Source organism: Streptomyces sp. NPDC025273, from assembly GCF_040638585.1.
GTDB classification, from domain to species: Bacteria; Actinomycetota; Actinomycetes; order Streptomycetales; family Streptomycetaceae; genus Streptomyces; species Streptomyces cinereorectus.
The window spans coordinates 56,916-78,549 of record NZ_JBEZYP010000024.1; the positions used below are offsets into that span (position 1 = coordinate 56,916).

Annotated in this window: 23 protein-coding genes and 1 pseudogene; 14 read left to right on the forward strand and 10 right to left on the reverse strand. The window is 70.6% G+C overall.

The genetic code is table 11. The annotated features are described in order from the left end of the window. The first annotated feature begins 43 nt into the window (after positions 1-43). On the forward strand, positions 44-1,294 hold the full coding sequence (locus tag AB0F38_RS28705) for a GNAT family N-acetyltransferase (protein ID WP_361899395.1): 1,251 nt from the start codon (positions 44-46) through the stop codon (positions 1,292-1,294). 170 nt (positions 1,295-1,464) lie between these two features. Beyond that, the gene (locus AB0F38_RS28710) at positions 1,465-2,238 is read left to right on the forward strand and encodes a TetR/AcrR family transcriptional regulator C-terminal domain-containing protein (RefSeq protein ID WP_361899397.1); all 774 of its coding nucleotides are present in this window, start codon (positions 1,465-1,467) and stop codon (positions 2,236-2,238) included. A gap of 265 nt (positions 2,239-2,503) precedes the next feature. Here the strand turns inward: AB0F38_RS28710 and AB0F38_RS28715 are convergent, their stop codons facing one another. Then, positions 2,504-3,367, reverse strand: coding sequence for a class I SAM-dependent methyltransferase (locus tag AB0F38_RS28715; protein WP_361899400.1), 864 nt, complete (start codon positions 3,365-3,367; stop codon positions 2,504-2,506). A 222-nt stretch (positions 3,368-3,589) separates the two neighbouring features. Here AB0F38_RS28715 and AB0F38_RS28720 point away from each other — a divergent pair, with 222 nt between their 5' ends. After that, complete coding sequence (locus AB0F38_RS28720) at positions 3,590-4,156, forward strand: GNAT family protein (protein ID WP_361899403.1); 567 nt, start codon at positions 3,590-3,592, stop codon at positions 4,154-4,156. 100 nt (positions 4,157-4,256) lie between these two features. Here AB0F38_RS28720 and AB0F38_RS28725 read toward each other — a convergent pair whose 3' ends face one another. Further along, a complete protein-coding gene (locus AB0F38_RS28725) occupies positions 4,257-4,658 on the reverse strand; it encodes a hypothetical protein (RefSeq protein ID WP_361899406.1) in 402 nt (133 codons plus the stop codon). Positions 4,659-4,728: 70 nt separating this feature from the next. Between AB0F38_RS28725 and AB0F38_RS28730 the strand changes: the two genes are divergently transcribed. From AB0F38_RS28730 to AB0F38_RS28745, 4 genes are all read left to right on the forward strand, one after another. Beyond that, the gene (locus AB0F38_RS28730; protein ID WP_361899457.1) at positions 4,729-5,352 is read left to right on the forward strand and encodes a TetR/AcrR family transcriptional regulator; all 624 of its coding nucleotides are present in this window, start codon (positions 4,729-4,731) and stop codon (positions 5,350-5,352) included. 922 nt (positions 5,353-6,274) lie between these two features. Then, the gene (locus AB0F38_RS28735) at positions 6,275-6,763 is read left to right on the forward strand and encodes a helix-turn-helix transcriptional regulator (protein ID WP_361899409.1); all 489 of its coding nucleotides are present in this window, start codon (positions 6,275-6,277) and stop codon (positions 6,761-6,763) included. Positions 6,764-6,791: 28 nt separating this feature from the next. Continuing rightward, entirely contained in the window at positions 6,792-7,421 is a 630-nt protein-coding gene (locus AB0F38_RS28740; protein WP_361899412.1) for a hypothetical protein, read from the forward strand. A 104-nt stretch (positions 7,422-7,525) separates the two neighbouring features. Beyond that, a complete protein-coding gene (locus AB0F38_RS28745) occupies positions 7,526-7,861 on the forward strand; it encodes a DUF2516 family protein (RefSeq protein ID WP_361899415.1) in 336 nt (111 codons plus the stop codon). Here the strand turns inward: AB0F38_RS28745 and AB0F38_RS28750 are convergent. Further along, a complete protein-coding gene (locus tag AB0F38_RS28750; RefSeq protein WP_361899417.1) occupies positions 7,843-9,180 on the reverse strand; it encodes a fused response regulator/phosphatase in 1,338 nt (445 codons plus the stop codon). The two genes, AB0F38_RS28745 and AB0F38_RS28750, sit on opposite strands and share 19 nt — an antisense overlap. Before the next feature lie 269 nt (positions 9,181-9,449). Between AB0F38_RS28750 and AB0F38_RS28755 the strand changes: the two genes are divergently transcribed. Continuing rightward, positions 9,450-9,941: an NUDIX domain-containing protein gene (locus AB0F38_RS28755; RefSeq protein WP_361899420.1), complete on the forward strand. Its 492-nt coding sequence runs from the start codon at positions 9,450-9,452 to the stop codon at positions 9,939-9,941. Between the two features lie 19 nt (positions 9,942-9,960). Here the strand turns inward: AB0F38_RS28755 and AB0F38_RS28760 are convergent, their stop codons facing one another. Both AB0F38_RS28760 and AB0F38_RS28765 read right to left on the reverse strand, forming a co-directional pair. Then, positions 9,961-11,046 (reverse strand): NlpC/P60 family protein, encoded by a 1,086-nt coding sequence (locus AB0F38_RS28760; RefSeq protein ID WP_361899423.1) that lies wholly within the window; start codon positions 11,044-11,046, stop codon positions 9,961-9,963. 243 nt (positions 11,047-11,289) lie between these two features. Then, positions 11,290-12,075 carry a class I SAM-dependent methyltransferase gene (locus AB0F38_RS28765; protein WP_361899426.1) on the reverse strand — a complete coding sequence of 262 codons (786 nt, stop codon included), beginning with the start codon at positions 12,073-12,075 and terminating at the stop codon, positions 11,290-11,292. A 184-nt stretch (positions 12,076-12,259) separates the two neighbouring features. On the opposite strand from AB0F38_RS28765, the gene mshA reads away from it, so the two are divergent. Together mshA and AB0F38_RS28775 are read left to right on the forward strand one after the other, a co-directional pair. Next, positions 12,260-13,600: a D-inositol-3-phosphate glycosyltransferase gene (mshA, locus tag AB0F38_RS28770; protein ID WP_361899429.1), complete on the forward strand. Its 1,341-nt coding sequence runs from the start codon at positions 12,260-12,262 to the stop codon at positions 13,598-13,600. A 31-nt stretch (positions 13,601-13,631) separates the two neighbouring features. Continuing rightward, on the forward strand, positions 13,632-14,141 hold the full coding sequence (locus AB0F38_RS28775) for a YbjN domain-containing protein (protein ID WP_361899431.1): 510 nt from the start codon (positions 13,632-13,634) through the stop codon (positions 14,139-14,141). On the opposite strand, the gene AB0F38_RS28780 is transcribed toward AB0F38_RS28775, so the two are convergent. Continuing rightward, complete coding sequence (locus AB0F38_RS28780; RefSeq protein WP_361899460.1) at positions 14,110-15,069, reverse strand: aminoglycoside phosphotransferase family protein; 960 nt, start codon at positions 15,067-15,069, stop codon at positions 14,110-14,112. The genes AB0F38_RS28775 and AB0F38_RS28780 overlap by 32 nt on opposite strands. Positions 15,070-15,385: 316 nt before the next feature. Here AB0F38_RS28780 and AB0F38_RS28785 point away from each other — a divergent pair, with 316 nt between their 5' ends. Further along, positions 15,386-16,153, forward strand: a complete 768-nt coding sequence (locus AB0F38_RS28785) for a hypothetical protein (protein WP_361899434.1) — start codon at positions 15,386-15,388, stop codon at positions 16,151-16,153. A gap of 21 nt (positions 16,154-16,174) precedes the next feature. Here the strand turns inward: AB0F38_RS28785 and AB0F38_RS28790 are convergent, their stop codons facing one another. Together AB0F38_RS28790 and AB0F38_RS28795 are read right to left on the reverse strand one after the other, a co-directional pair. Continuing rightward, positions 16,175-16,417, reverse strand: a complete 243-nt coding sequence (locus AB0F38_RS28790; protein WP_361899436.1) for a hypothetical protein — start codon at positions 16,415-16,417, stop codon at positions 16,175-16,177. Further along, positions 16,414-16,662 carry a hypothetical protein gene (locus AB0F38_RS28795; protein WP_361899439.1) on the reverse strand — a complete coding sequence of 83 codons (249 nt, stop codon included), beginning with the start codon at positions 16,660-16,662 and terminating at the stop codon, positions 16,414-16,416. Before AB0F38_RS28795 ends, AB0F38_RS28790 begins: the two co-directional genes overlap by 4 nt. 447 nt (positions 16,663-17,109) lie before the next feature. Between AB0F38_RS28795 and AB0F38_RS28800 the strand changes: the two genes are divergently transcribed. Next, positions 17,110-17,436: a hypothetical protein gene (locus tag AB0F38_RS28800; protein ID WP_361899442.1), complete on the forward strand. Its 327-nt coding sequence runs from the start codon at positions 17,110-17,112 to the stop codon at positions 17,434-17,436. A 550-nt stretch (positions 17,437-17,986) separates the two neighbouring features. On the opposite strand, the gene AB0F38_RS28805 is transcribed toward AB0F38_RS28800, so the two are convergent. Next, on the reverse strand, positions 17,987-18,496 hold the full coding sequence (locus tag AB0F38_RS28805; RefSeq protein ID WP_361899445.1) for a DUF3592 domain-containing protein: 510 nt from the start codon (positions 18,494-18,496) through the stop codon (positions 17,987-17,989). Between the two features lie 249 nt (positions 18,497-18,745). On the opposite strand from AB0F38_RS28805, the pseudogene AB0F38_RS28810 reads away from it, so the two are divergent. Then, positions 18,746-19,255, forward strand: a pseudogene (locus AB0F38_RS28810) (site-specific integrase); the annotation flags it as partial. A gap of 78 nt (positions 19,256-19,333) precedes the next feature. On the opposite strand, the gene AB0F38_RS28815 reads toward AB0F38_RS28810, so the two are convergent. After that, positions 19,334-20,095, reverse strand: a complete 762-nt coding sequence (locus AB0F38_RS28815; protein ID WP_361899448.1) for a phosphoglyceromutase — start codon at positions 20,093-20,095, stop codon at positions 19,334-19,336. A gap of 207 nt (positions 20,096-20,302) precedes the next feature. Here AB0F38_RS28815 and AB0F38_RS28820 point away from each other — a divergent pair, with 207 nt between their 5' ends. Then, positions 20,303-21,568, forward strand: a complete 1,266-nt coding sequence (locus tag AB0F38_RS28820) for an MFS transporter (protein ID WP_361899451.1) — start codon at positions 20,303-20,305, stop codon at positions 21,566-21,568. Positions 21,569-21,634: the final 66 nt, after the last annotated feature.

Below are 21,634 nucleotides of genomic sequence, written 5' to 3' on the forward strand. Positions count from 1 at the left end.
ATCCACGCGACATCACCGGCCCGTTCTGCCTAGCGTGGGGCGCATGAGCCTTGATCCTCGTACCGTCACCGCCTCCGAGTACCCCGAGTGGGTGCGCGCCGTGAGCACCGGTTTCCTGATGCCGCACGAGGCGACGGAGGAGGAGGTCGCCGTGCGCCTGGCCCATACCGATCTGGACCGCACGCAGGGTGTGTTCGATGCCGGGCGCTGTGTGGCGACCTTCCGTTCGTTCGACCAGGAACTGACCGTCGTCGGCGGAGCCACCGTGCGGGCCGACGCGATCACCGCGGTCACGGTGACGGCCACGCACCGCCGTCGCGGGCTGCTCAGCCGGATGATGGCCGCGGACCTGGCGGCGGCGAAGGAGCGCGGCGACCTGGTCGCCTCACTGATCGCGGCCGAGTACCCGATCTACGGGCGGTACGGATTCGGTCCGGCGACCTGGGCCTCGGAGTGGGAGATCGACGTCCCCCGGGCCGGTCTCGACCCCCGTCGGCGGGTCCCTTCCGAGGAGGACGGGGGCCGGATCGATCTGGTGGACGGTGCGCGGGTGCGGGAGCTCGGACCCGGTCTGCACGGGCGCCTGGCGGCCCGGCAGCACGGCGTGGTCAGCCGGGACGCCCGCTGGTGGGAGCGGAACACCGGTATCGTCGTATCGGCGCACGAGAAGTGGACGGAGCCGTTCTACGCGGTGTACCGCTCGGCGGACGGGCAGGTCGAGGGGCTGCTCGCCTACCGTGCCGACACGCACTGGGGCGACGCGAAGCAGCCGCTGAACAAGGCGACCGTCCAGGGGATGATCGCCGTGACCCCGGCGGCGGAACGCGCGCTGTGGCAGTTCGTCTGCTCGATCGACTGGATCACCACGGTCCGTACGGGATACCGCGCCACCGACGACCTGCTCCCCCTCTTCCTCCCGGACCCCCGTGCCGCCCGCATCGTGACCCGGGCGGACTGGCTGTGGCTGCGGGTCCTGGACGTCCCCCGGGCCCTGGAGGCCCGCGCGTACGGGACCGCTGCGTCCCTGGTCCTGGACGTCCGCGACGGGACGGGCCTGACGGCCGGCCGTTTCCTGCTGGACGCCTCCCCGGACGGTGCCTCCTGCACCCCGACGACGCGGAGCGCCGATCTCGCCCTGGACGTACGGGAGCTGGGGTCGCTGTATCTGGGCGACGAATCGGCGGTACGGCTCGCCGCCCTGGGCTCGGTCGAGGAGCAGCGGGCGGGCGCCGCGGCCTCGGCGGACGCGCTGTTCCGGACGGGGCGACGGGCCTGGTGCCCGGACGTGTTCTGAGCCGAGGTCCCGAGGTGCCCGGTGGGCCGGCGGCATTCGCGGGCCTTCCTCCCCGGCGGCGCACCGGGGCTTCCCGTTCCGCCTGCGGCCTGCGGCCTGCGCGTTGCTGCGTAAGCCGTACGCAAACCTAGGATGGTGGGCAAGGCGGTCCCTGCGGAAGGCGGCTTCGGGTGACGGAGAAGAACGGCGCGTCGGGCGGTACGGGCCTCCCGGCCAGCATCGAGGCCGCCTGGGGACTGAGGGACCGTCCGGTCAAGGGCCCGAAGCCGGGGCTGACACTGGACCGCATCGTCGCCGCTGCCGTGGCGCTGGCCGCGTCCGAAGGGCTGACGGCCGTCTCGATGGGGCGGGTCGCCAAGGACCTGGGCGCGTCGACGATGGCGCTCTACCGGTACGTGTCGGCCAAGGAGGAGCTGTACGTCCTGATGCAGGAGGCGGCCATCGGCCGGCCGCCCCCGCTGCCCGCACCGGAGGCCGGGGCGGGCTGGCGGGAAGCGATCAGCCGGTGGGCGTGGGCCCGGCGGGAGACGCTCCACCGCAATCTGTGGTCGCTACGCATCCCGGTCTCCGGTCCGCCCGCCAGCCCGAATTCGGTCGCCTGGTGGGAGCGGGGCCTCCAGGCACTGGAGGGCAGCGGGCTGGGCGAGAGCGACAAGATCTCCGTCATCCTGCTGATCTCGGGCTTCGTACGGAACGAGGCACTGCTGATGAGCGATCTCGCCGCCGCCGTCGAGGCGAAGGGCGTCCCGGCCCAGGAGGTCATGGCGCGGTGGGAGCGGACGGTGGAACGGCTCGTCGACCCCGTGCGGCATCCGGCGCTGACCAGGCTGCTGGAGACCGGGATCATGAATGAGCCGGACGAGGCCGACCACGAGTTCGCGTTCGGGCTCGAACGGCTCCTCGACGGGACCGAGGCGCTCATCCGGAAGGGCTCCCCGTCATGAGCGGGACGGGGGACGGACCCGGGGCGCCGGTGCCGGCGCGGGCCGGACTGCGCGAGCGCAAGAAGCAGCAGACCTACCAGGCCCGGGTTCATGACGACCCGCACCTCGGCGGTGACACCGGGTGCGGCAGTTGCCGCACCCGTGGGCGTGCTGCTGCCGGGACCGTCCCCCGGCCCAGGGGCCGGCCGGCCGCGAGCAGCCGGTCCCGGACGCGTCGGGCCCCGGTGGGAAGCGCCCCCTGGCGAGCCGGCCCGCGCGCAAGGGATCACACGGCGGGCGGCGGTGCGCCGGCGGGGCCCTTCCCCCAAACGAAGACCTCGGTGCCCGGCTGACGTTCGGAGAACCGGCCCGAGGGGGAGAACGCGTGCAGCAGCCGCCGCAGATCCGCCTCGAAGGCGTCGCGGCGCGGACCGAACAGGTGCGGGGCGCAGAACGACATCGAGAACTGCCCCGCGACGACATCGTCAGTCGTGCGTTCCAACGGCTGTCCGCCGGGCACGACATGGCGCTGCGGGCCGGAGAATCCCGCCCGGGCCAGCACCGCCGCCTCACCGCCGGGTGTTCCGTGCCGCAGCACGCCCTGACCGGCTCGCCGGACCGGCCCCAGGTAGTGCTTGACCAGGTCATCCATGGCGGCATAGGGCACCGCCGGATACGGCAGGCCGTCGACGGTCCTGGGCTCCGTCTTCACGTCGGCGATGTGCACCAGCGCCCCGCCGGGCCGGAGCATCTCCCGGACGGTCGCCGCCACCAGGGCGCGGTCCATCCAGTGGAAGGACTGACCGAAGGTCGCGACCGTGAACGTGCCGAGCCCCGCGGGCAGATCCTCCGCCCGCGCCCACACCCACCGCGCCTTCCCGGCCACGGAGCGCTCCGCGGCCCCGCGTCCGGCCTCGGCGATCATTCCCTTGTCCGGATCCACGCCGACGACCTCGCCGAACAGGGGTGCCAGATCCAGCGCGAGGGTGCCGGGCCCGCACCCCACGTCGATGAGACGCCCCTGCCCGTCGAGCTCCAGCACCTCGGCGAGCACGTCCACCAGCCCGGGGGCGTAGGGAAGCCTCCCGCGCCGGTAGTAGGCCGCCGTACCCGCGAACAACGTGTCGTCCCACTCCCAGCCGACCGCCACGCCCGCCCACCACCTTCCCGTGGATCCGTGCCCGTTCCGGCGGCCGATGGTTCCACGGCCGGAGGGCCGGTTCCAGCGGGACACGGGCTGTGGGCGTCCTGGGCGCTCGTGCGGGCGTCGCTCGGGGTTCGTGCGGCGGACGGCCGTCTCCTGCCGCTACCGTGTTCCGTTCGACGTGCACGGCCGTTGGGGCCTGCAGCCGGCACCGAAGTGGTGGGCGCCATGAATGACCTGTGGACCGGTGGGAAGATACGCCTGCGAGGTGTCGAGCCCGAGGACTGGACAGGCTTTCGTGACCTGGCCCGGAACACCCTCGATGCCCGCGACGCCGATCTGGTCGAGCCTCCGCGCTCCGCCGAGAGCTTCCGTTCCTGGACCGCCGAGCGGGCGGGGCGTCCACCGGGAGGTGACGCGTTCCGCCTGGTGGTCGAGGCGCTGGCCGACCACGCGTTCGCGGGGGCTGTGACCGTCGGAGAGACCGACAGCCGTGCGGGACGGTTCAGGACCGGTGTCGAGATCGCCCGCGGTCACCGTCGCCGGGGGTACGCGGCCGAGGCGACCGCACTCGTCCTCACCTACATGTTCGCCGAACAGCGCTACAACAAGTGCGAGGTGGAGGTCTACGCCTTCAACGACGCCTCCCTGGCCCTCTACCGCAGGCTGGGCTTCGTCGAGGAGGGGCGGCTTCGCCAGCATGAGTTCTTCGCAGGCGGCTACCACGATGTCGTGCTGCTCGGCATCACCGCCGACGAGCACTGGGCCACGCACGAGCGCCCGTCGGTGCGGTGATCTTCGCCTCGTGTCCGGTATCGCTCAAGGTGAGGCAGTGTGAGTGTCTGACCTGGGGTGCCCCATTTCGAGCGAGACGGGGACGGGGCAGTCGTCTCACTCAATCCGAGGCAGTCTGGGCCGTCTTGGCGGCGATCAGCAGTGCGGCGAACGCTATGGGGGCGGCGGTCTGGTACCCGATCCAGACTTCACCCCCGGCGCTGCTGCCCTGCCATGCCATCAGGGCGCCGACAAGTGCCGCCAGCACCCAGCCACTGTCGTAGGCGATCATGAGTCGGGTGTAGGTGCGCATCGATCGGCTGCGCGTATATCCGATCTCGATGCCACCGCCGATCAGCAGGGCCACGCCCGAGACGACCATCAGCCAGGCCGGCGAGCCGAGTAACCGGCCGAGCGGGGCGGCGCCGACGATGTAGCCAGCGGCGAGCAACACCTTGAAGGCGCCATCGGCGATGGCCCCCACCGTCTGGCGGGTCACCCGCGGTGCCACGACCTGGGCCATGAGCGTTCCTCCTTGAACTTCGTCTCCCCTATTTCCGTAACGAGATTACGGTAATAATCAAGCTATGAGAATGACGAGAGCGGAGACCAAGGAACGCAACCGCCGTGCCTTGCTGAACGCTGCGTACCAGGTCGTTTCGCGAGACGGGTACCGGGCCAAGCTTGATGAGATCGCCGAACGCGCCGACCTGACCACCGGCGCCATCTACTCACTGTTCGGAAGCAAGGACGGCCTGGTGGTCGCCCTCGTCGCCGACTACCTGCGGCCGTACTACGAAGAGATCGAGCAGGCGGTTCCAGGCGGACTGGATCTCATCGAAGCGGTCGACGCCTTCGCTCGGCACTATCGGCGTAGCTGTGACGCCCCCGACGCGCGGTCCGCCCTGTCGCTCCAGGTCACCTTGCTGGATATGGCCCTGCATGACCCAGACCTGGGGGCCCAGCTCGCCACGTCCATCCGGTCGCAGGAGAACCACCTGATCGCGCTGTTCACCGGAAGATCGCACAACGGGAGCATCGTGTCGTCGCATCAGGCGCAGCGTCTGGCCACCGCACTCAGGGCACTGTTCGTCGGCCTCAGCCAGGGCGTCATCCTCGGCCTTGCCCACGGCGCAGATGAGCAGTACTTCGCCGACACTGCCCGAGCGTTGGTATCCGAAAGGTCCCTCATCGATCACGATATGGATGCTTCGTGATATTCGGTCACTATTTCGTCTGTCTCGGTTCAGATGAGTTATCTGGCGACGTCCTCCACCAAGACGCCGAGTCCTCGGCGTAACCACGGGATCGTGATGCCGCGAGGGTGGCGGTCCAGGGGAAAGGCTCGTGTGAACTCGGTCTGGGTTTCGCCGGTGATCTGTGCGATCCGGCGCTCCAGTTCGGGCCGTAGTGCCATTGAGATGATCAGCTTGGTGAATCTGGCCAGCTGAGGGTAGTTGGCAGCTCGCCGGACTCGTGGACTTTCGGGCGACGGCGAAGCGGCCCGGGAGGCCGTTGCCGTTCGGCTGGGGGATGCGCTGGACCACGGCATTTCTGGCTGTGCGCATCAGAGACCTGTTGTCCACTTCCCTCCGGAAACGTTCACACAGGCGGTAGCAGTCAGGGAAAGCGGAGGCACCGTGTCGGCGTTCGAGCTGGTTCAGGAGAAGCTGGGCCTGCACGATTTCGGGAGCCTGTGACAGGTCAAACTGCTTGGAATCGTTCACGTGTCCGTAGCTCAGCCACCGGCGGTGACGGATGCAGACGTTGTCGTGGACCCTCGGATGTAGACGTGGATGGGCTGGCCGTTGCGGCCGGAGCGCCAGGCACGGAGGTCGCAGGCGGGACGGTGGGCCTTGACCCTGACGGGCTTTCGGTGAGGCTCGTAAATCGACCAACTCGGGCAAGGTGGGGCGTCCGTCCGCTGGCCGTCGTGATCTCCCCAGGCCATCCGGCAGCCGGAGCGGTGGGCACTGCCCTCGCGGGCACGTGGCTCTGGTGGGCTGGTCGCTGCGCAGGTCGTCCGGGACCCGTTCACTTCACACTGCAGACCCGGTGGGAATGCGCTCCCGCATGAAACGGAACACTTTTGCAAGCAGGCGCTTGCAAAAGTTAGCGGCAGTGATGCAGTATCGAGTCATGGCATCACTCAACGTCGGCAATCTCGGTGAGTACCTGCGTGAGCAGCGGCGTACCGCGCAGCTCTCCCTGCGGCAGCTCGCCGACGCCGCCGGAGTGTCCAATCCGTATCTCAGCCAGATCGAACGCGGTCTGCGCAAGCCGAGTGCCGAGGTGCTGCAGCAGGTCGCCAAGGCGCTGCGGATCTCGGCCGAGACGCTGTACGTGCGCGCCGGGATCCTTGACGAGCGGGAGCGGGAGGAGCTGGAGACGCGGGCGGTCATATTGGCCGATCCGTCGATCAACGAGCGGCAGAAGAACGTGCTGCTGCAGATCTACGACTCCTTCCGCAAGGAGAACGGTTCCGACGTCGCGCCCGGCGCCGCGGACGCGGAGAGCGGAATCGATGCCGACGCGGAAAGCGGTGCCGGTGACGAGCGCGGCGCCGGTACGGATGCCCGCGGCCCCCGCACGGCCGGCGGCAGTGATGCAGACACACCCCTGAACTGACATCTGATGATCCGGGAGGACCACAGTCATGGCCATCACCGATGACCTGCGCAAGACCCTCACCGACCCGACCCCCCTCTACTTCGCCGCCGGCACGGCCGACCTCGCCGTGGAGCAGGCGCGCAAGGTCCCGGCGCTGATCGACCAGCTCCGGGCCGAGGCGCCCGAGCGGATCGAAGCCGTGCGCAACACCGACCCCAAGGCTGTGCAGGAGCGGGTGACCACGCAGGCCAAGGAGGCTCAGGCCACCGTGCAGGCGAAGGTGAGCGAGGTCTTCGGGGCGCTGGACACCGACCTGAAGAAGTGGGGCGAGACCGCCCAGGACCTGGCGCTGCGGAGCGTGGGTGTGGCCGCCGAGTACGCGGTTCGCGCCCGGGAGACGTACGAGAAGGTCGCCGAGCGCGGCGAGCAGAGCGTACGGACATGGCGTGGCGAGACGGCCGCGGAGATCGTCGAGATCGCCGCCGTCGTCGAGGCGGAGCCGAAGTCCGTGCCGAAGCAGAAGTCCGACGCGGCGCCGGCCCCCGCGAAGCCGGCGCCGGACGCGAAGCCCGCGTCCGCGACGGCGAAGAAGCCCACGCCCGCCGCGTCCGCCAAGAAGCCCGCGCCGGTCCGCAAGCCCGCGGCGAAGAAGACCACCCCGCCGTCCGCGAAGTAGCGGTACGGGCCGGGAGGTACGGCCGGGCACCTTGGGGGTGGCCGGGTCGTTGTCCCGGTACCCCGGCCGCGAGGCGCTCATCCACTGACTAGGCGGTGCTCACCATGTTGCTCGCAGCATTCGGCTCGTTCCTCCAGGTGCTGTACCTGGCCATGCTCGTCCTGGCCGTGGTCGCGCTGGTCTTCGCGGCGACGGCGCGCGAGGACGCCTACCGGGCGGCGGACAAGCAGAAGAAGTCGTTCTGGCTGATCATCCTCGGCATCACCGTCGTGGTGAACCTCGTCATTCCGATCCTGTTCCTGCAGATCGCGGGCGTCATCGCCTCCATCGTCTTCATGGTGGACGTCCGGCCGGCGATCAAGGCCGTCTCGGGCGGTGGCGGCAGCCGGGGCGGCTCCAGCAGCGACGGACCGTACGGTCCCTACAACGGCGGGCGCTGAGCGCCCGCCGTCGGGGCCGAGCCGGGACGGGAGCGCTTCGCGTTCCCGTCCCGTCGCCGTGTCAGGGCCTCGTCGCGTTCCAGCAGCAGGACGGCCACGTCGTCGGTCAGCTCGCCGCCGTTCAGCTCCTGCGCCTGGGCTACCGCGGCCTCCAGCAGTGCTTCGCCGCCGAGCCCCCGGTCCAGCTGGGCGTTGATCATCGCCACCATGCCGTCCTGGCCGAGCCGCTGCGTTCCGACCGGTCCGACGCGTCCCTCGATGAGGCCGTCGGTGTACATCATCAGGCTCCAGGAGCCGCCCAGCTGGACCTGCCTGCGCGGCCAGCGGGCGTGCGGGAGCAGACCGAGCGCCGGGCCGCCGTCCTCGTGCGGGAGCAGCTGCGCCGCCCGTCCCCGGCGGGCGATCAGGGGTGCGGGGTGGCCCGCGATGCAGAGTCCGGCGCGCCGGCCGTCGGGGGCGATGTCGACGGTGCAGAGCGTCGCGAAGATCTCGTCGCTCTGCCGTTCGTGCTCCAGGACCTGCTGCAGGGTGGAGAGCAGATCGTCGCCGCAGAGCCCGGCCAGGGTCAGCGCCCGCCAGGCGATCCGCAGTTCGACGCCCAGTGCCGCCTCGTCCGGGCCGTGCCCGCAGACGTCGCCGATCATCGCGCGGACGGTGCCGTCGGGCGTGCGGACCGTGTCGTAGAAGTCTCCGCCGAGCAGGGCGCGGCTGCGGCCCGGCCGGTAGCGGGCGGCGAAGGCGAGGTCCGAGCCGTCGAGGAGCGGGGTGGGCAGCAGTCCGCGTTCCAGCCGGGCGTTCTCCTGGGCGCGCAGCCGGGACTCGGTCAGCTGGTGCTGTGCGATGTCCGCGCGCTTGCGTTCCACCGCGTACCGGATGGCGCGGCTGAGGAGGCGCCCGTCGAGTTCCCCGCGGAAGAGGTAGTCCTGTGCGCCGACCCGTACCGCCTCGGCGGCCCGCTCGGCGTCGTCCTCCGCCGTGAGGGCGAGGACGGCGTGGCGCGGTGCGATGCGCAGGACGTGCTTGAGGGTGGCGAGCTCGTCGTGCGCGGGGTCGTCCCCCGGTCCGTCGCCACGGGCGCCGGTGGGCAGGGCCAGGTCGAGGTCGAGCAGGATGCAGTCGACGTCGTCGGTGAGCAGCCGGCCCGCCTCGGTGAGATTGCGCGCGGTACGGACGCGGACCCGGGTCCCGGCGGCGGACGGCAGTTCGGGGACGGTGAAGGTGCCCGCAGGGTCGTCCTCGATCACCAGGAGGGTGAGGTCGGTGCCATGGGTGGTCTCCGCAGCGGGAACAGCACGTTGCTGCGGTACGGGTAGGGGCATCGGTTCGGGTTCCTTCCCTCCCCCGGGGGTGCGGCGGGACGTCGACCGACGACCTGCCAGACGGGGACGATAGCGGTCCGGGGCGGGGGAGCGGAATGGTGTTCGAAGATCGGCCCGTGGCATATGCGCGGCCATAAGCCGCTTCCTGTCACGGATCCGGACCGATGCGCACGGACGAAGCGGACAGGGGAGCCATGACAAACATCACGCGCCCCGGGGAGGGCTGCGGGGCTGGTGCGAGTGGTCCGGTGAGTTCCTATCCTGGCTCGATGGCGACACCGGATTTCATCCTCGCGCTGCGAGAAAAGATCGGAAACGCACCGCTGTGGCTGTCGGGGGTGACGGCCGTCGTTCTCCGGGAGGAACGTGTCCTCCTGGTGAAGCGTGCGGACAACGGCGCGTGGACGTCGGTGACCGGGATCATCGACCCCGGGGAACAGCCGGCGGACGCGGCGGTCCGGGAGGTGCTGGAGGAGACCGGCGTCGCGGCGGACCCCGAGCGCCTGGTCCTGGTGCACGTCACGGGACCCGTCGTCTACGGGAACGGGGACCAGGCCCAGTACCTCGACCTGGTCTTCCGGTTCCGCTGGCGGTCCGGTGACCCGTATCCGGCCGACGGCGAGAACACCGACGCCCGCTGGTTCCCCCTGGACGGCCTGCCCCCCATGTCCGACGACATGCGCGCCCGCATCGCGGCTGCTGTGGCCGGCGAACCCGCCGCCCGGTACACCGTCTCCCCGCGGCCCGCTGTCCACCCGTAGGGCAGTGGGCGGCGGCGGACTACTTGTCCGGGCGGACGACTCCGAGGATCTCCATCGAGCCCGCGCCCGCCAGCGTGACGTCGCGGCCGGGCCGGGGCGCGTGCACGATCATGCCGTCGCCGACGTACATACCGACGTGGCTGGCGTCAGCGTGGTAGATGATCAGGTCGCCGGGGCGCATGTCCCGGACGGGGATGCGGGACAGCTGCCGCCACTGCTCCTGGGAGGTCCGGGGGATCGGCCGCTTCGCCGCGGCCCAGGCCTGCGAGGTCAGTCCCGAGCAGTCGTACGAGCCGGGGCCCTCGGCGCCCCAGACGTACGGCTTGCCGATCTGGGCGGTCGCGAAGGCCACCGCCTGCCTGCCGCTCGCGCTCGCCTCGCGGTTGATGTCCTGGAGCGCGCCGGAGGAGAGCCAGGCGCTCTGCGCCGTGGACGCCGCGTCCCGCTCCAGCTCCAGGAGCCGGGCCAGCTCCGTCTTCTCCAGCTGCGATTCGAGCTTCTTCGCCGCCGCGATCTGCGCGTTGACGCTCTTCCTGGCCTCGGCCTGCTTGACGCGGTCGGCCTCCAGCTTCGCCCAGTTGAGGCTGGCGTCCTTGGTGTACGTCTCCAAGTCCTCCTGGGCCTGCTCGAGCTCGGTCAGCATCCCCTTGGTCGCCTGCTGGCCCTGCCTGACCTGGTTCACGCCGTCCAGGAAGAGGTTGGGGTCGCCGCTGAGCACCAACTGCGCGCCCGGCGGAAGCCCGCCGTTGCGGTACTGCTCGCGGGCCGCGGCGCCCGCCCTGCTCTTCAGCTCGGCGATCCGCGCCTGGCCCTCGGCGATCGACTCGGCCAGCTGGACGATCTCGCCGGACTGCTTCTTGGCCTGTTCCTCGGCGAGGTTGTACGCGTCCGTGGCCGCCCCGGCCTTGCGGTAGAGCAGGTCGATCTCCACGCGTACCTCCTCGAGGCTCTTCTTCCCGGGGGCGGGAGGAACGGAGGAGGGCGCGGCAGAAGCGGCGGGGGAGGGCTCGGGGACCGGGGCCGCCATGGCCTGGACCGGCGCGGTCAGCAGGGCCAGTGCGCAGACCAGAGTGATCGCGGCACTGGCACAGTGACGTCGGTTCACAAGCTCCCCCTCCGGGCGACAGGCAATGAAAGCCAGATCGCGGACATGTGACTTACCATCAGTAACGTGTCGTGACGACGCGATCGTGCCATGTCGTCCCGTAAAGCAACAGAGGCTCGCTCCACCTGACGCGTCACACAGGGGGACGAACGGTGACCCGCCGGTGTTCCCGGTCCCGGGCCCGAAGCTCCGTCGGTGGCCGGCGCCCGGTTGTCCGAAGCCTCGTCGGGACGCCCGGACCCGTCAGTGCGCGCCGGGCCGCAGTGCCGGCCACCGCACCGTGATCTCACCCTGCCGCCACCGTCGTACGTCGTCCGTCAGCGGCCAGTCGGCGGACACCGCCCGCACCGTCGTGATCCAGCGCTGCCGCGCCCCCAGCGAGGCGTAGGGGGAGGCCGCGGCCCACGCACGGTCGAGGTCGCGCAGGAAGGCATGGACGGGCTCGCCCGGCACATTGCGGTGGATCAGGGCCTTGGGAAGGCGCTCCGCGAGGTCCGAGGGACGCTCCAGCGAGCCGAGCCGGGTCGCGAAGGTGACCGTGCGCGGGCCCTCCGGACCGAGCGCGACCCAGACGTGCCGGCGCCCGATCTCGTCGCAGGTGCCCTCGACCAGAAGGCCGCCGGGGGCCAACCGCGCGCACAGCCGCCGCCAGACCTCGGCGACCTCGGCCTCCTCGTACTGGCGCAGGACGTTCGCCGCCCGGATGAGGGAGGGGCGGCCGGCGAGAGGGATCTCGAAGCCGCCGTGGACGAAGGTGAGGCCCTCGCGCTCGTACGGCTTCGCCGCGGCGACGCGCGCCGGGTCGATCTCGATGCCGACGACCGCTGTGCGCGGTTCGGCGGTCCGCAGCCGCGCCAGCAGCTCTACGGCGGTCCAGGGCGCCGCCCCGTACCCGAGGTCGACCGCGACGGGTGAGTCCTCACGTCGCAGTGCGGGGCCGTGGGTGGCGGCGATCCAGCGGTCCATGCGGCGCAGCCGGTTGGGGTTGGTGGTCCCGCGGGTCGCGGTACCGATGGGGCGCTGGTGCATGACAGCGAGCGTATGCGAAGCCCCGGAGGGGGCGGGCGCGGAGCGGCGGGGCGTTCCGGCACGCCGCCAGGATCGTAATGATTTGGCAAAGCGGAAATGAAAGGCCGGGTTCCACTGTTTTTCCCCTCCGAAGGGGTCGTGTGCCCCTTACATGTCGTGCCCCGAGCGAGAGGAGCGGACCCACGTGAGCCAGTACGTCTCCCGGCTCGGCAGCGGTCGTGTGGCACCCCGCATCCGCTTCCCGGGCGGCCACCGCAAGCCGCGCCGTATCGCCATGCTCTCCGTGCACACCTCCCCCCTGCACCAGCCGGGCACCGGCGACGCGGGTGGCATGAACGTCTACATCGTGGAGCTGGCCAGGCGCCTCGCCGCGATCAACGTCGAGGTCGAGATCTTCACCCGGGCCACCACGGGCGCCCTGCCCCCGTCGGTCGAACTGGCGCCCGGTGTCCTGGTCCGTCACGTCGACGCCGGCCCGTACGAGGGCCTGGCCAAGGAGGAGCTGCCCGCCCAGCTCTGCGCCTTCACGCACGGCGTGATGCAGGCGTGGGCCGGCCAGCGCCCCGGCTACTACGATCTCGTCCACTCCCACTACTGGCTCTCCGGCCAGGTCGGCTGGCTCGCCGCCCAGCGCTGGGGCGTCCCCCTCGTCCACGCCATGCACACCATGGCGAAGGTCAAGAACGCCGCGCTCGCCGAGGGCGACACCCCCGAGCCCGCCGCCCGCGTCATCGGCGAGACACAGATCGTGCACGCCTCCGACCGGCTCATCGCGAACACCGCGGAGGAAGCGGACGAGCTCGTGCGCTTCTACGAGGCCGACCCGGCCGCGGTCGCCGTCGTCCACCCCGGTGTCAACCTGGAGCGCTTCCGTCCCGCCGACGGCCGCGCCGCCGCCCGGGCCCGTCTCGGACTGCCGCAGCACGCCCTCATCCCGCTCTTCGCCGGCCGCATCCAGCCGCTGAAGGCCCCCGACGTGCTGCTGCGTGCCGTCGCCGTCCTGCTGGACCGCGACCCCTCGCTGCGCTCCCGCATCGTCGTACCGGTCGTCGGCGGCCCCAGCGGCAGCGGCCTGGCCAAGCCGGAGGGCCTGCAGAAGCTGGCCGCGCGGCTGGGCATCGCCGACGTCGTACGCTTCCATCCGCCCGTCGGGCAGGACCAGCTCGCCGACTGGTTCCGGGCCGCGTCCGTGCTGGTCATGCCCTCGTACAGCGAGTCCTTCGGACTGGTCGCCATAGAGGCCCAGGCATCCGGCACCCCGGTGGTCGCGGCGGCGGTGGGCGGTCTTCCCGTCGCGGTGCGCGACGGGGTCAGCGGTTTCCTGATCCCGGGGCACGACCCGGAGGCGTACGCACAGGCACTGGGCCGGTTCGCGGACAGCCCGCAGCTGGCCGGCCGGATGGGCGAGGCCGCAGCCGCGCACGCCCAGTCGTTCGGCTGGGACACCGCGGCCTCGGCCACCGCCGATGTGTACACGGCGGCGATGCACGACCACCGCCGCCGCGCCCGGTCGCACCACGGCTGAGTCCTTCACCTCTCTGCCGTACGCTCGCACCATGGCTGACGTACCCGACGAAGCAGCAGCGGCGCAGGTCATCGAGGCGACGCTGAACGAAGCGGAGCTCGCATGGGAGAGCCCCGGCCCCGGCAGTTACGTCGTGACGCTGCCCGGCACCAGGAAGCTGTCCACGACCTGCTCCCTGCGCGTCGGCAGGCATTCCCTCTCCCTCAACGCCTTCGTCATCCGTCACCCGGACGAGAACGACGCGGCCGTCCACCGTTGGCTGCTGGAGCACAACCTGCGCCTCTTCGGGGTGAGTTACGCGATCGACCCGCTCGGCGACATCTACCTCGTCGCCCGGCTGCCCCTCTCCGTGGTCACCCCCGAGGAGCTGGACCGGCTGCTGGGTGTGGTCCTCGAAACGGCGGACGGCGCCTTCAACTCCCTGCTCGAACTGGGCTTCGCGAGCGCGATCCGCAAGGAGTACGCCTGGCGGGTCGAGCGCGGCGAATCCACCCGGAACCTGGACGCCTTCAGCCACCTGACCCGGCGCTCCGCCGACTGATCGTCGCCACGTCCTCCAGCGCCTCCACGAGCCGCGGCGCCACCTCCGCGCGCGTCCACTCCAGGGCGTCCGCCGGGACGCCGCGGGGGACCGTTTCCGTGAGCATGATCAAATAGAGGTAGCTGCGGTAGAGGGCCAGCCGCAGCCGCACGGACGGACTGAAGACGACGGGTCCGCCCGCCGTGGACGCGTAGCCGGCGAGGAAGTCCCGGTCCTCCTCCACGTCCCCGAACAGGGCCGTCGAGACGAAGTCGGCGACCGGATCGCCCCAGAACATCCGCTCACCGTCGATGACCCCGCCGATGGACCGGGCACCCGGCTCCCCGGCCACCAGCAGATTGCCCTGCCACAGATCGAAATGGACCAGGGCGGGCCGGGTCACGTCGTCCAGTGCGTACGCCGCGGCGTCGAGCAGCGCGCGGATCTCCCCGACCGGGCGCGGCAGCCGCGCGCCGTACGCCTCCGCGTCGGCGAGCACCGCACCGGTCATCGCGGTGAACGCCTCCCTCCAGGTCGCGGCCGGTGGCCCGAAGGGCTCGGCGGGGTACCCGAACCCGGCCGGGCCCGTCACCGTGTGGAGCCGCCCGACGAGTTCCCCGAGCTCCGTGCGCAGCCGCCGCCGCTCACCGTCCGTCAGCTCGGCCGCGAGGTCGTGCCAGGGGCGTCCCGGACACGCGGTCATCACGACGTACGGCCCGGTCGGCGCCCCGGCGTCGAGTTCGCTGTGCACGATCTGCGGGATCGTGCCGCCGGCGACGGCCGCCGCGGTTCCGTGGAAGGTGACCTCGTTGACGAGCAACCGCCGCTCGTAGCTCATCCCGGCACGGTGGAGGGGCGGGATCTTCACCACCCACTCGCGGCCGTCCTCGAAGGTCACGCGGAGGACGGTGTTGTACGTGCCGCCGGTGAGCGGCTCGCAGGAGGCGATCGTGCTTCCCGGGCCTGCGGCGGCCTCGACCGCCCGGCGTACGGCTGCTGTCGCGTCGACGGGCACGGCGGGTCTCCTCGGGTCCGGCTGCGGCGGACACAGCGTCTTCACGTAATGATCACAACGGAGTCACGATCACATCCCGTGACCATGCGGAGTGATCATCGGACAGGTGTCCGCTCGTAGAGTGTGACGCACTGCAACTCCCCTCCCGCAGCCGCTGAAGTTCCGTGCCGGAAGAGGGCTGTTGATCCTTCGGATGCGAGCTTTCGAACGTGAGCTCTCAGCCGTGAAATCTCAGACGGAGAGACGAACCATGCGCGCCATCGCCGTACGCCGTACCGCCCTTGCCGCTTCCGCAGCGGCCCTGGCCCTGCTGGCCACCGCCTGCGGCGGATCGGACACCGGCAAGGAGGACGGTGCCGCGCCGGGGGCCAAGGACGACGCGAAGCCCGCGGTCAAGGCGCTGACCTCGGCCGAGCTGGAGAAGGTGTCGCTGGAGCAGGGAGACGTCGCCGACCACAAGATCACGAAGACCGGTCCGGAGGACATCGCCGAGGCCGCCGATGTCACGGTGGACAAGAAGGAGTGCGAGCCGATCGGCCACGCCTTCTACGGGGTGAAGCGCGGCACGCCGGTCGGGAACGCCGGCCGCAAGGCCGTCAGTGAGCCCAAGAAGCCCACCGCCGCCTCGAAGGACGCGCTCGCCGACGCGCTCGACTCGACGTCGTCGCTGGTCACGCTCGCCTCGTACGAGGGCGACGGCGCCGCGAAGAGCATCGCCGAGCTCCGTGCGTCGGCGGCCGAGTGCGCCACCGGTGGTTTCACCCTGACCATGAAGGGCTCGAAGCAGAAGGTCGTCAAGCTGACCGAGGAGAAGGTCGCCGGGGGCGAGGAGTCCGTTGCCTGGACGGTGCTGATGGGGGAGGCGGACGCGCTCGTTCCGTTCAAGCTCGTGACGTCGCGTCAGGGCGGCACGGTCGCCACCGTCTTCGCCTTCAACCTCGGCGCTTTCGGTGGGGAGTCCCCGGACTTCGACATGCCGACCGAGGTCGTCGACGCGCAGGTCAAGAAGCTCGGCTGAGGCCGGACTCCGTCCTCCGGGTCACGGCAGCGGTACGAGCCTGACCACGGTGACCGTCAGCACGGACCCGGAGACGTAGTAGAGGACGATGGCTCCGGACACGGTTGCCTCGCGCCGGTCGTGTTCACGCTTGACGGCGGTCGAGGCGTGTCCGTACGGATCCCGGCCGAGGGTGCGCGCCATCTCGCCCCGGAATGCGTCGCCGTCCCGCATCTTGGCCAGGGTGTCGTCGGCCGGCGGTGCGTAGGAGATACGGAAGCTCAAGCGACGCTCCGCCTCTCGGCCTCGTCCTGCGCCAGCCGGTCCAGGATCTGTTCGGCCTCGGGATCGGGGACGGACTCGAGCATCCAGTGCCGCATCACGGCCTGGATCTCGTGCACACCCGCCTCGTTGATCGCGTGGTCGAACTCCTCGCGTCTCCCCTCGGGCAGCGCGGCACGGATCGCCGGGATGCTGTTGGGCACCTCGACCTCGGTACCGCCGACGAAGGTCTTCAGAGACTCGCCCATGATCGCTCTCCCGATCTCCTTGCTCTCCGCGCCTGCCCAACCCTTCCACGTTCCGCGCGCACGTGGGCAACAGGCGGCCACAGGGGTCACGTTAGCGGGTGCCGCTCGGTCCCGGCCCGCGCGTACGGCCCGGCGTCCGGTCCGTGCGACACGTCCGCCGGCCGGAAGCGGCGGGCGCGGCTGAGGTGCTCCGGAGCACCCGGGAGTGTCCGGGCGGCGCCCTGGGCGCGGCGCACCCGTGCCCGCATACCGCCGCGGACAAGCGACTCGGCCGCTGTGGAGGAGGAGCCGAGCCGAACCGTCGCATGCTCCTGGCGGCAAGCGGCAAGCGGCAAGCGGCAAGCGGCAAGCGGCAAGCGGCAAGCGGCAAGCGGCACGAAGAGCGGACGCGGGCTCTGGCGAGACAGGCCGTGGACGCGCCTTTACCTGCCTCGTACGCTGTCGATCATGACAACACCCGAGCCGGACACCGAGGCGCAACCGGAACGCCCGGCTCTGCTCCGGGGCATCTCCGCCGCCGCGCTGGGCGTATTCCTGATCACCTGGGCCATGCTCTGGCTGAACGCGTACGTGGTCAACGACGACCTGCCCAACGCCTGCTTCGACCTGCGCACGCAGAGCTTTCCGCCGGAGGTGGCGTGCGCATCCTTCGACGGCACGGTCACCGGCGAGAACCCGGGGTGGCTGGAGGCGCTGTTCCTTGGCTCGCTCATCACCACGGTGCTGATGGCCACCATGGCAACGGCGATAGCCCTGGCCGTCCGCAAGAGGTGATCGCGCGGGCCGGTCGCTGAGAGCCTCCACCAGGGAATCGAAGAGATCCAGCCCGAGGGCGGCGGCTCCCAGCGCGCGGACGTGTGCGACCACGGACATGATCCAGGCGCGCCCCTGAGCCCCCGGCGTCGTCGGTGTCGTCGTCCCAGCCCTGATTGGCCATCAGGCCTCCCCGGACGAGGCCACTTCAGCACGCGGCGGGCACGACTGCCCGGGCACGGCTTCAGGACGGCGAGGAGCCCCCTGCCCGCGGTGAAACCGCGGGCAGGGGGCTCGTGCGGGTCGAACTACTCGTGCCAGATTCTGAGTCGCGAAGAGGAGCAGCCCCGCCCGGCTTACGACGGCCCCGTTCGGCTGACCAGCCCCGGGTTGCCGACTCCAAGAGGGCAAGGGGATCGACGTCATGCCTCGCGAACCGATGGAGATGCTGGAGGAAAAGCTTCAACTCCTCAGCACGCCGTGGAGGGTCAGGAGTGCTGCAGCAACAAGACTGCGACGCCTGTCAGTGCTCAGGGGGATGGACTGCCGCTGGACTGGCGTGCCACCCCGCTCATCCCACCCCAGGGCTCGAGCCCGCGCGCCGCTGGCGCACCACGAATACAGCCGCGACGACCGAGAGCATCAGGAAGAGCAGGGCGGCTCCTCCCGACATCACCGCCAGTACGGCTGCCCCGCCACCCCCGACATCATCTTCACGGGCGACTACCTGTGGATCGTCCGCCTGGTAGCGGACGGTCAGTGGGCTGCCGACAGACCTCTTGCCGCCGCCGCTGCCTACCGGAAGATCCGCCACCACGGTCCGTCCATCGGCCTCGAACCTGACCCGGCAGTGGCCCGCCATGCACGAGCCGCTCGTATGCAACGTCGCACGAGCCCGCTCGCCGTCTTGGAGAGAGCGTAGGTGCTGGGCCGCCGGAAGCATCACCAGCGCCGACAGCGCGCCCAGTAGCAGCGCGAGCACCAGCGACCCCAGTAGGGACGCGCGAGGCCCTGAGCTGCCGTTCTGCTGGTGCGCGCTGGAGGCACCTGCGTTCGATATGCCGTTCAGGACGCTCACCATCCGTTTCAGTTGGCGTCGAGGCGGTGTGCCACGTCTCACACGTAAAGTGCACCTCGCACCCGTGTTGTGAACAGGGTAAAAAGTCTGGCGAGATGGCATCAGGTACTGATTCGGCACATTGGACACGGACCGGCTGCCTGCTGTCGGCAACGAAGGTCGGCGGAGCGGCTTTGGGCTGGAGCTGCTTTGGGGCGAGTGATCATGGCCCCGTGAGCTGATGGCGAGTCGGGCAGTCTGCGGACGACCTGGCAGCAGCTCGAACTCAGCCTGAGCAAGCCTGTGTTCGCACCGCTCAAGGGCGGCAAGCGCCGCGACGTTCCGCTGCCCGATCCTGGCCGAAGTGCTCAGGGAACACATCAAGCGGTTCCCGCCCGTTGAGATCACGCTGCCATGGATGCGCGCCAACGGCCGGCCAGTGACCAAGCGTCTGATCGCCAACGGGCCCAACGGCGGGCACGTCTGGCGCACCTCACTCAACGAGGGCCGCCGGATACCCGCTTGGCAGCCGTCGGCGTCATCCCGAAGGCCAAGAGCCGCGAGCACACCGCTGCCCGGGAACACGGCATGCACGCGCTGAAGCACTTCTACGCGTCCGTTCCGTTGGACGCGGGGAGAGCATCAAGGCCGTCAGCGAGCACCTCGGGCGCTCCGACCCCGGACTGACGCTGAAGGTGTACGCACCTCATGCCGAGCAGCAGCGAGCGGGCCCGGAAGGCACTCGGGCAGGCACTTCGACCGCCGCAGGATTCGCCGCGCTGAGGTCCCACCGTGGGCCCCGGCCGTGGAAATGCCCCCGCCCTGCGCCGTATGCGCAGATCGGGGGCATGATCACGAAACCTACTTCTTCTTGCCCTGGTTCTTCACGGCCTCGATGGCGGCCTTCGCGGCCTCCGGGTCGAGGTACGTGCCGCCCGGCTTCAGCGGGCGGAAGTCGGCGTCCAGCTCGTACGCGAGCGGGATGCCGGTCGGGATGTTGAGGCCGGAGATGGCGTCGTCGGAGATGCCGTCCAGGTGCTTCACCAGACCGCGCAGGCTGTTCCCGTGGGCGGCGACGAGGACGGTCTTGCCGTCGAGGAGGTCCGGGACGATGCCGTCGTACCAGTACGGCAGCATGCGCTCGACGACGTCCTTGAGGCACTCCGTGCGCGGACGCAGCTCCGTCGGGATGGAGGCGTAGCGCGGGTCGGCGCTCTGCGAGAACTCGGTGCCGTCCTCGAGGGCGGGCGGCGGGGTGTCGTACGAACGGCGCCAGAGCATGAACTGCTCCTCGCCGAACTCGGCGAGGGTCTGGGCCTTGTCCTTGCCCTGGAGGGCGCCGTAATGGCGCTCGTTCAGCCGCCAGGAGCGGTGGACGGGGATCCAGTGGCGGTCCGCCGCTTCCAGCCCGAGCTGGGCGGTGCGGATCGCGCGCTTCTGGAGGGAGGTGTGCACGACGTCGGGGAGCAGGCCGGCGTCCTTGAGCAGCTCACCGCCGCGGACCGCCTCCTTCTCGCCCTTGTCGGTGAGGTCTACGTCCACCCAGCCGGTGAACAGGTTCTTCGCGTTCCATTCGCTCTCGCCGTGGCGGAGGAGGATCAGCTTGTACGGTGCGTCGGCCATGAGCCCGAGCGTAATCGAACCCGTGCGGCCTCTGCGCGCCCGGTCACAGGGCGGACAGGGGCGTCCGGACTGCGGGTACGGCGTGACGTTTGACGGTCGGCGTCAATCGGATGGCGGTCGGGCATCACGGTTTCGTAATGTTCGGTCAGCTACCGGGCCACTTACAGGAGCCCGCATCCGTTCCGTACGTCCCCGGGGGGAAGCCCTATGTCCGTCGCCGGTCTCAGAAAGGCGGCGCACGAGACGGTCGCCGGGCTCCCCCGGGAGTTCTGGTGGCTGTGGATCAGCACGCTGGTCAACCGCCTCGGAGCGTTCGTCGCCACGTTCATGGCGCTCTACCTGACCCTGGACCGGGGCTACTCGGCCTCGTACGCCGGTCTGGTCGTCGCCCTCCACGGGCTCGGCGGGGTCGTCTCCTCGCTGGGGGCCGGGGTGATGACGGACCGGCTGGGCCGTCGGCCCACCATGCTGATCGCGCAGCTCTCGACCGCCGTGTCCGTGGCCGTGCTCGGCTTCATGGTGCATCCGGGCGCGATCGCGGGTGTCGCCTTCGTGGTCGGCATGGCCGGCAACGCGTCCCGGCCCGCGGTGCAGGCGATGATGGCCGACATCGTCCGGCCCGAGGACCGGGTGCGGGCCTTCTCGCTCAACTACTGGGCCATCAACCTGGGCTTCGCCATCTCCTCGGCCGCAGCCGGATTCATCGCCGAGTACAGCTACATGGCCGGCTTCATCGGCGAGGCCGTCATGACGCTGGTCTGCGCCGTCGTCGTCTTCCTCAAGGTGCCGGAATCCCGGCCCGAGGCGGCGCCCCTGGCCGCGGGGACCCGTACCCCGGACGACGTACGGCTGAGCACCGTCCTGCGCGACGGGCGCTACATGGGCGTGGTCGGACTGTCGTTCCTGGTGGCCCTGATCTTCCAGCAGGGGTACGTGGGGCTGCCGGTGGCCATGGGTGCGGACGGGCTCTCCAGCTCCGACTTCGGCACGGCCATCGCTGTCAACGGGGTGCTGATCGTCGCCCTGCAGATTCCCGTCACCCGCTTCATCCAGCACCGCGACCCGCGCCGCCTGCTGATCATCTCGTCCGTGCTCGCGGGGTACGGATTCGGGCTGACCGCCTTCGCGGGGTCGGTCGGGGTGTACGCGCTGACGGTGTGTGTCTGGACCATCGCCGAGATCGTGAACGCGCCGACGCAGACGGGCATCGTCGTCCAGCTCTCCCCGGCACACGGCAGGGGCCGCTACCAGGGCATGTACACGATGTCGTGGTCCGCGGCGGCGCTGGTCGCGCCCCTGATGTCCGGCTTCGTGATCGACCACTACGGCGCCGACTGGCTGTGGGGCGCCTGCGCGGTACTGGGCACGGTGGCGGCGGCCGGCTACTGGCTCCTCATGCGGAAACTGCCGGATCCGGAGACCGCCGCGCCGGCCCCGGCCGTACGGCCGGCCGTCGTCGAGCCGGCGGGCTGAGGGGCGGCGGGCCGAGAGGGCGGCGGCCGGTGGGCCACCTCCAACTCGCCACCGACACCTCGCGGG

Coding starts and splice junctions, on each gene's coding strand:
- AB0F38_RS28705 (WP_361899395.1), top strand. CDS start 44: ATGAGCCTTGATCCTCGTACCGTCACCGCCTCCGAGTACCCCGAGTGG.
- AB0F38_RS28720 (WP_361899403.1), top strand. CDS start 3,590: ATGAATGACCTGTGGACCGGTGGGAAGATACGCCTGCGAGGTGTCGAG.
- AB0F38_RS28725 (WP_361899406.1), bottom strand. CDS start 4,658: ATGGCCCAGGTCGTGGCACCGCGGGTGACCCGCCAGACGGTGGGGGCC.
- AB0F38_RS28730 (WP_361899457.1), top strand. CDS start 4,729: ATGACGAGAGCGGAGACCAAGGAACGCAACCGCCGTGCCTTGCTGAAC.
- AB0F38_RS28735 (WP_361899409.1), top strand. CDS start 6,275: ATGGCATCACTCAACGTCGGCAATCTCGGTGAGTACCTGCGTGAGCAG.
- AB0F38_RS28740 (WP_361899412.1), top strand. CDS start 6,792: ATGGCCATCACCGATGACCTGCGCAAGACCCTCACCGACCCGACCCCC.
- AB0F38_RS28745 (WP_361899415.1), top strand. CDS start 7,526: ATGTTGCTCGCAGCATTCGGCTCGTTCCTCCAGGTGCTGTACCTGGCC.
- AB0F38_RS28750 (WP_361899417.1), bottom strand. CDS start 9,180: ATGCCCCTACCCGTACCGCAGCAACGTGCTGTTCCCGCTGCGGAGACC.
- AB0F38_RS28755 (WP_361899420.1), top strand. CDS start 9,450: ATGGCGACACCGGATTTCATCCTCGCGCTGCGAGAAAAGATCGGAAAC.
- AB0F38_RS28765 (WP_361899426.1), bottom strand. CDS start 12,075: ATGCACCAGCGCCCCATCGGTACCGCGACCCGCGGGACCACCAACCCC.
- AB0F38_RS28775 (WP_361899431.1), top strand. CDS start 13,632: ATGGCTGACGTACCCGACGAAGCAGCAGCGGCGCAGGTCATCGAGGCG.
- AB0F38_RS28785 (WP_361899434.1), top strand. CDS start 15,386: ATGCGCGCCATCGCCGTACGCCGTACCGCCCTTGCCGCTTCCGCAGCG.
- AB0F38_RS28795 (WP_361899439.1), bottom strand. CDS start 16,662: ATGGGCGAGTCTCTGAAGACCTTCGTCGGCGGTACCGAGGTCGAGGTG.
- AB0F38_RS28800 (WP_361899442.1), top strand. CDS start 17,110: ATGACAACACCCGAGCCGGACACCGAGGCGCAACCGGAACGCCCGGCT.
- AB0F38_RS28805 (WP_361899445.1), bottom strand. CDS start 18,496: ATGGTGAGCGTCCTGAACGGCATATCGAACGCAGGTGCCTCCAGCGCG.
- AB0F38_RS28815 (WP_361899448.1), bottom strand. CDS start 20,095: ATGGCCGACGCACCGTACAAGCTGATCCTCCTCCGCCACGGCGAGAGC.
- AB0F38_RS28820 (WP_361899451.1), top strand. CDS start 20,303: ATGTCCGTCGCCGGTCTCAGAAAGGCGGCGCACGAGACGGTCGCCGGG.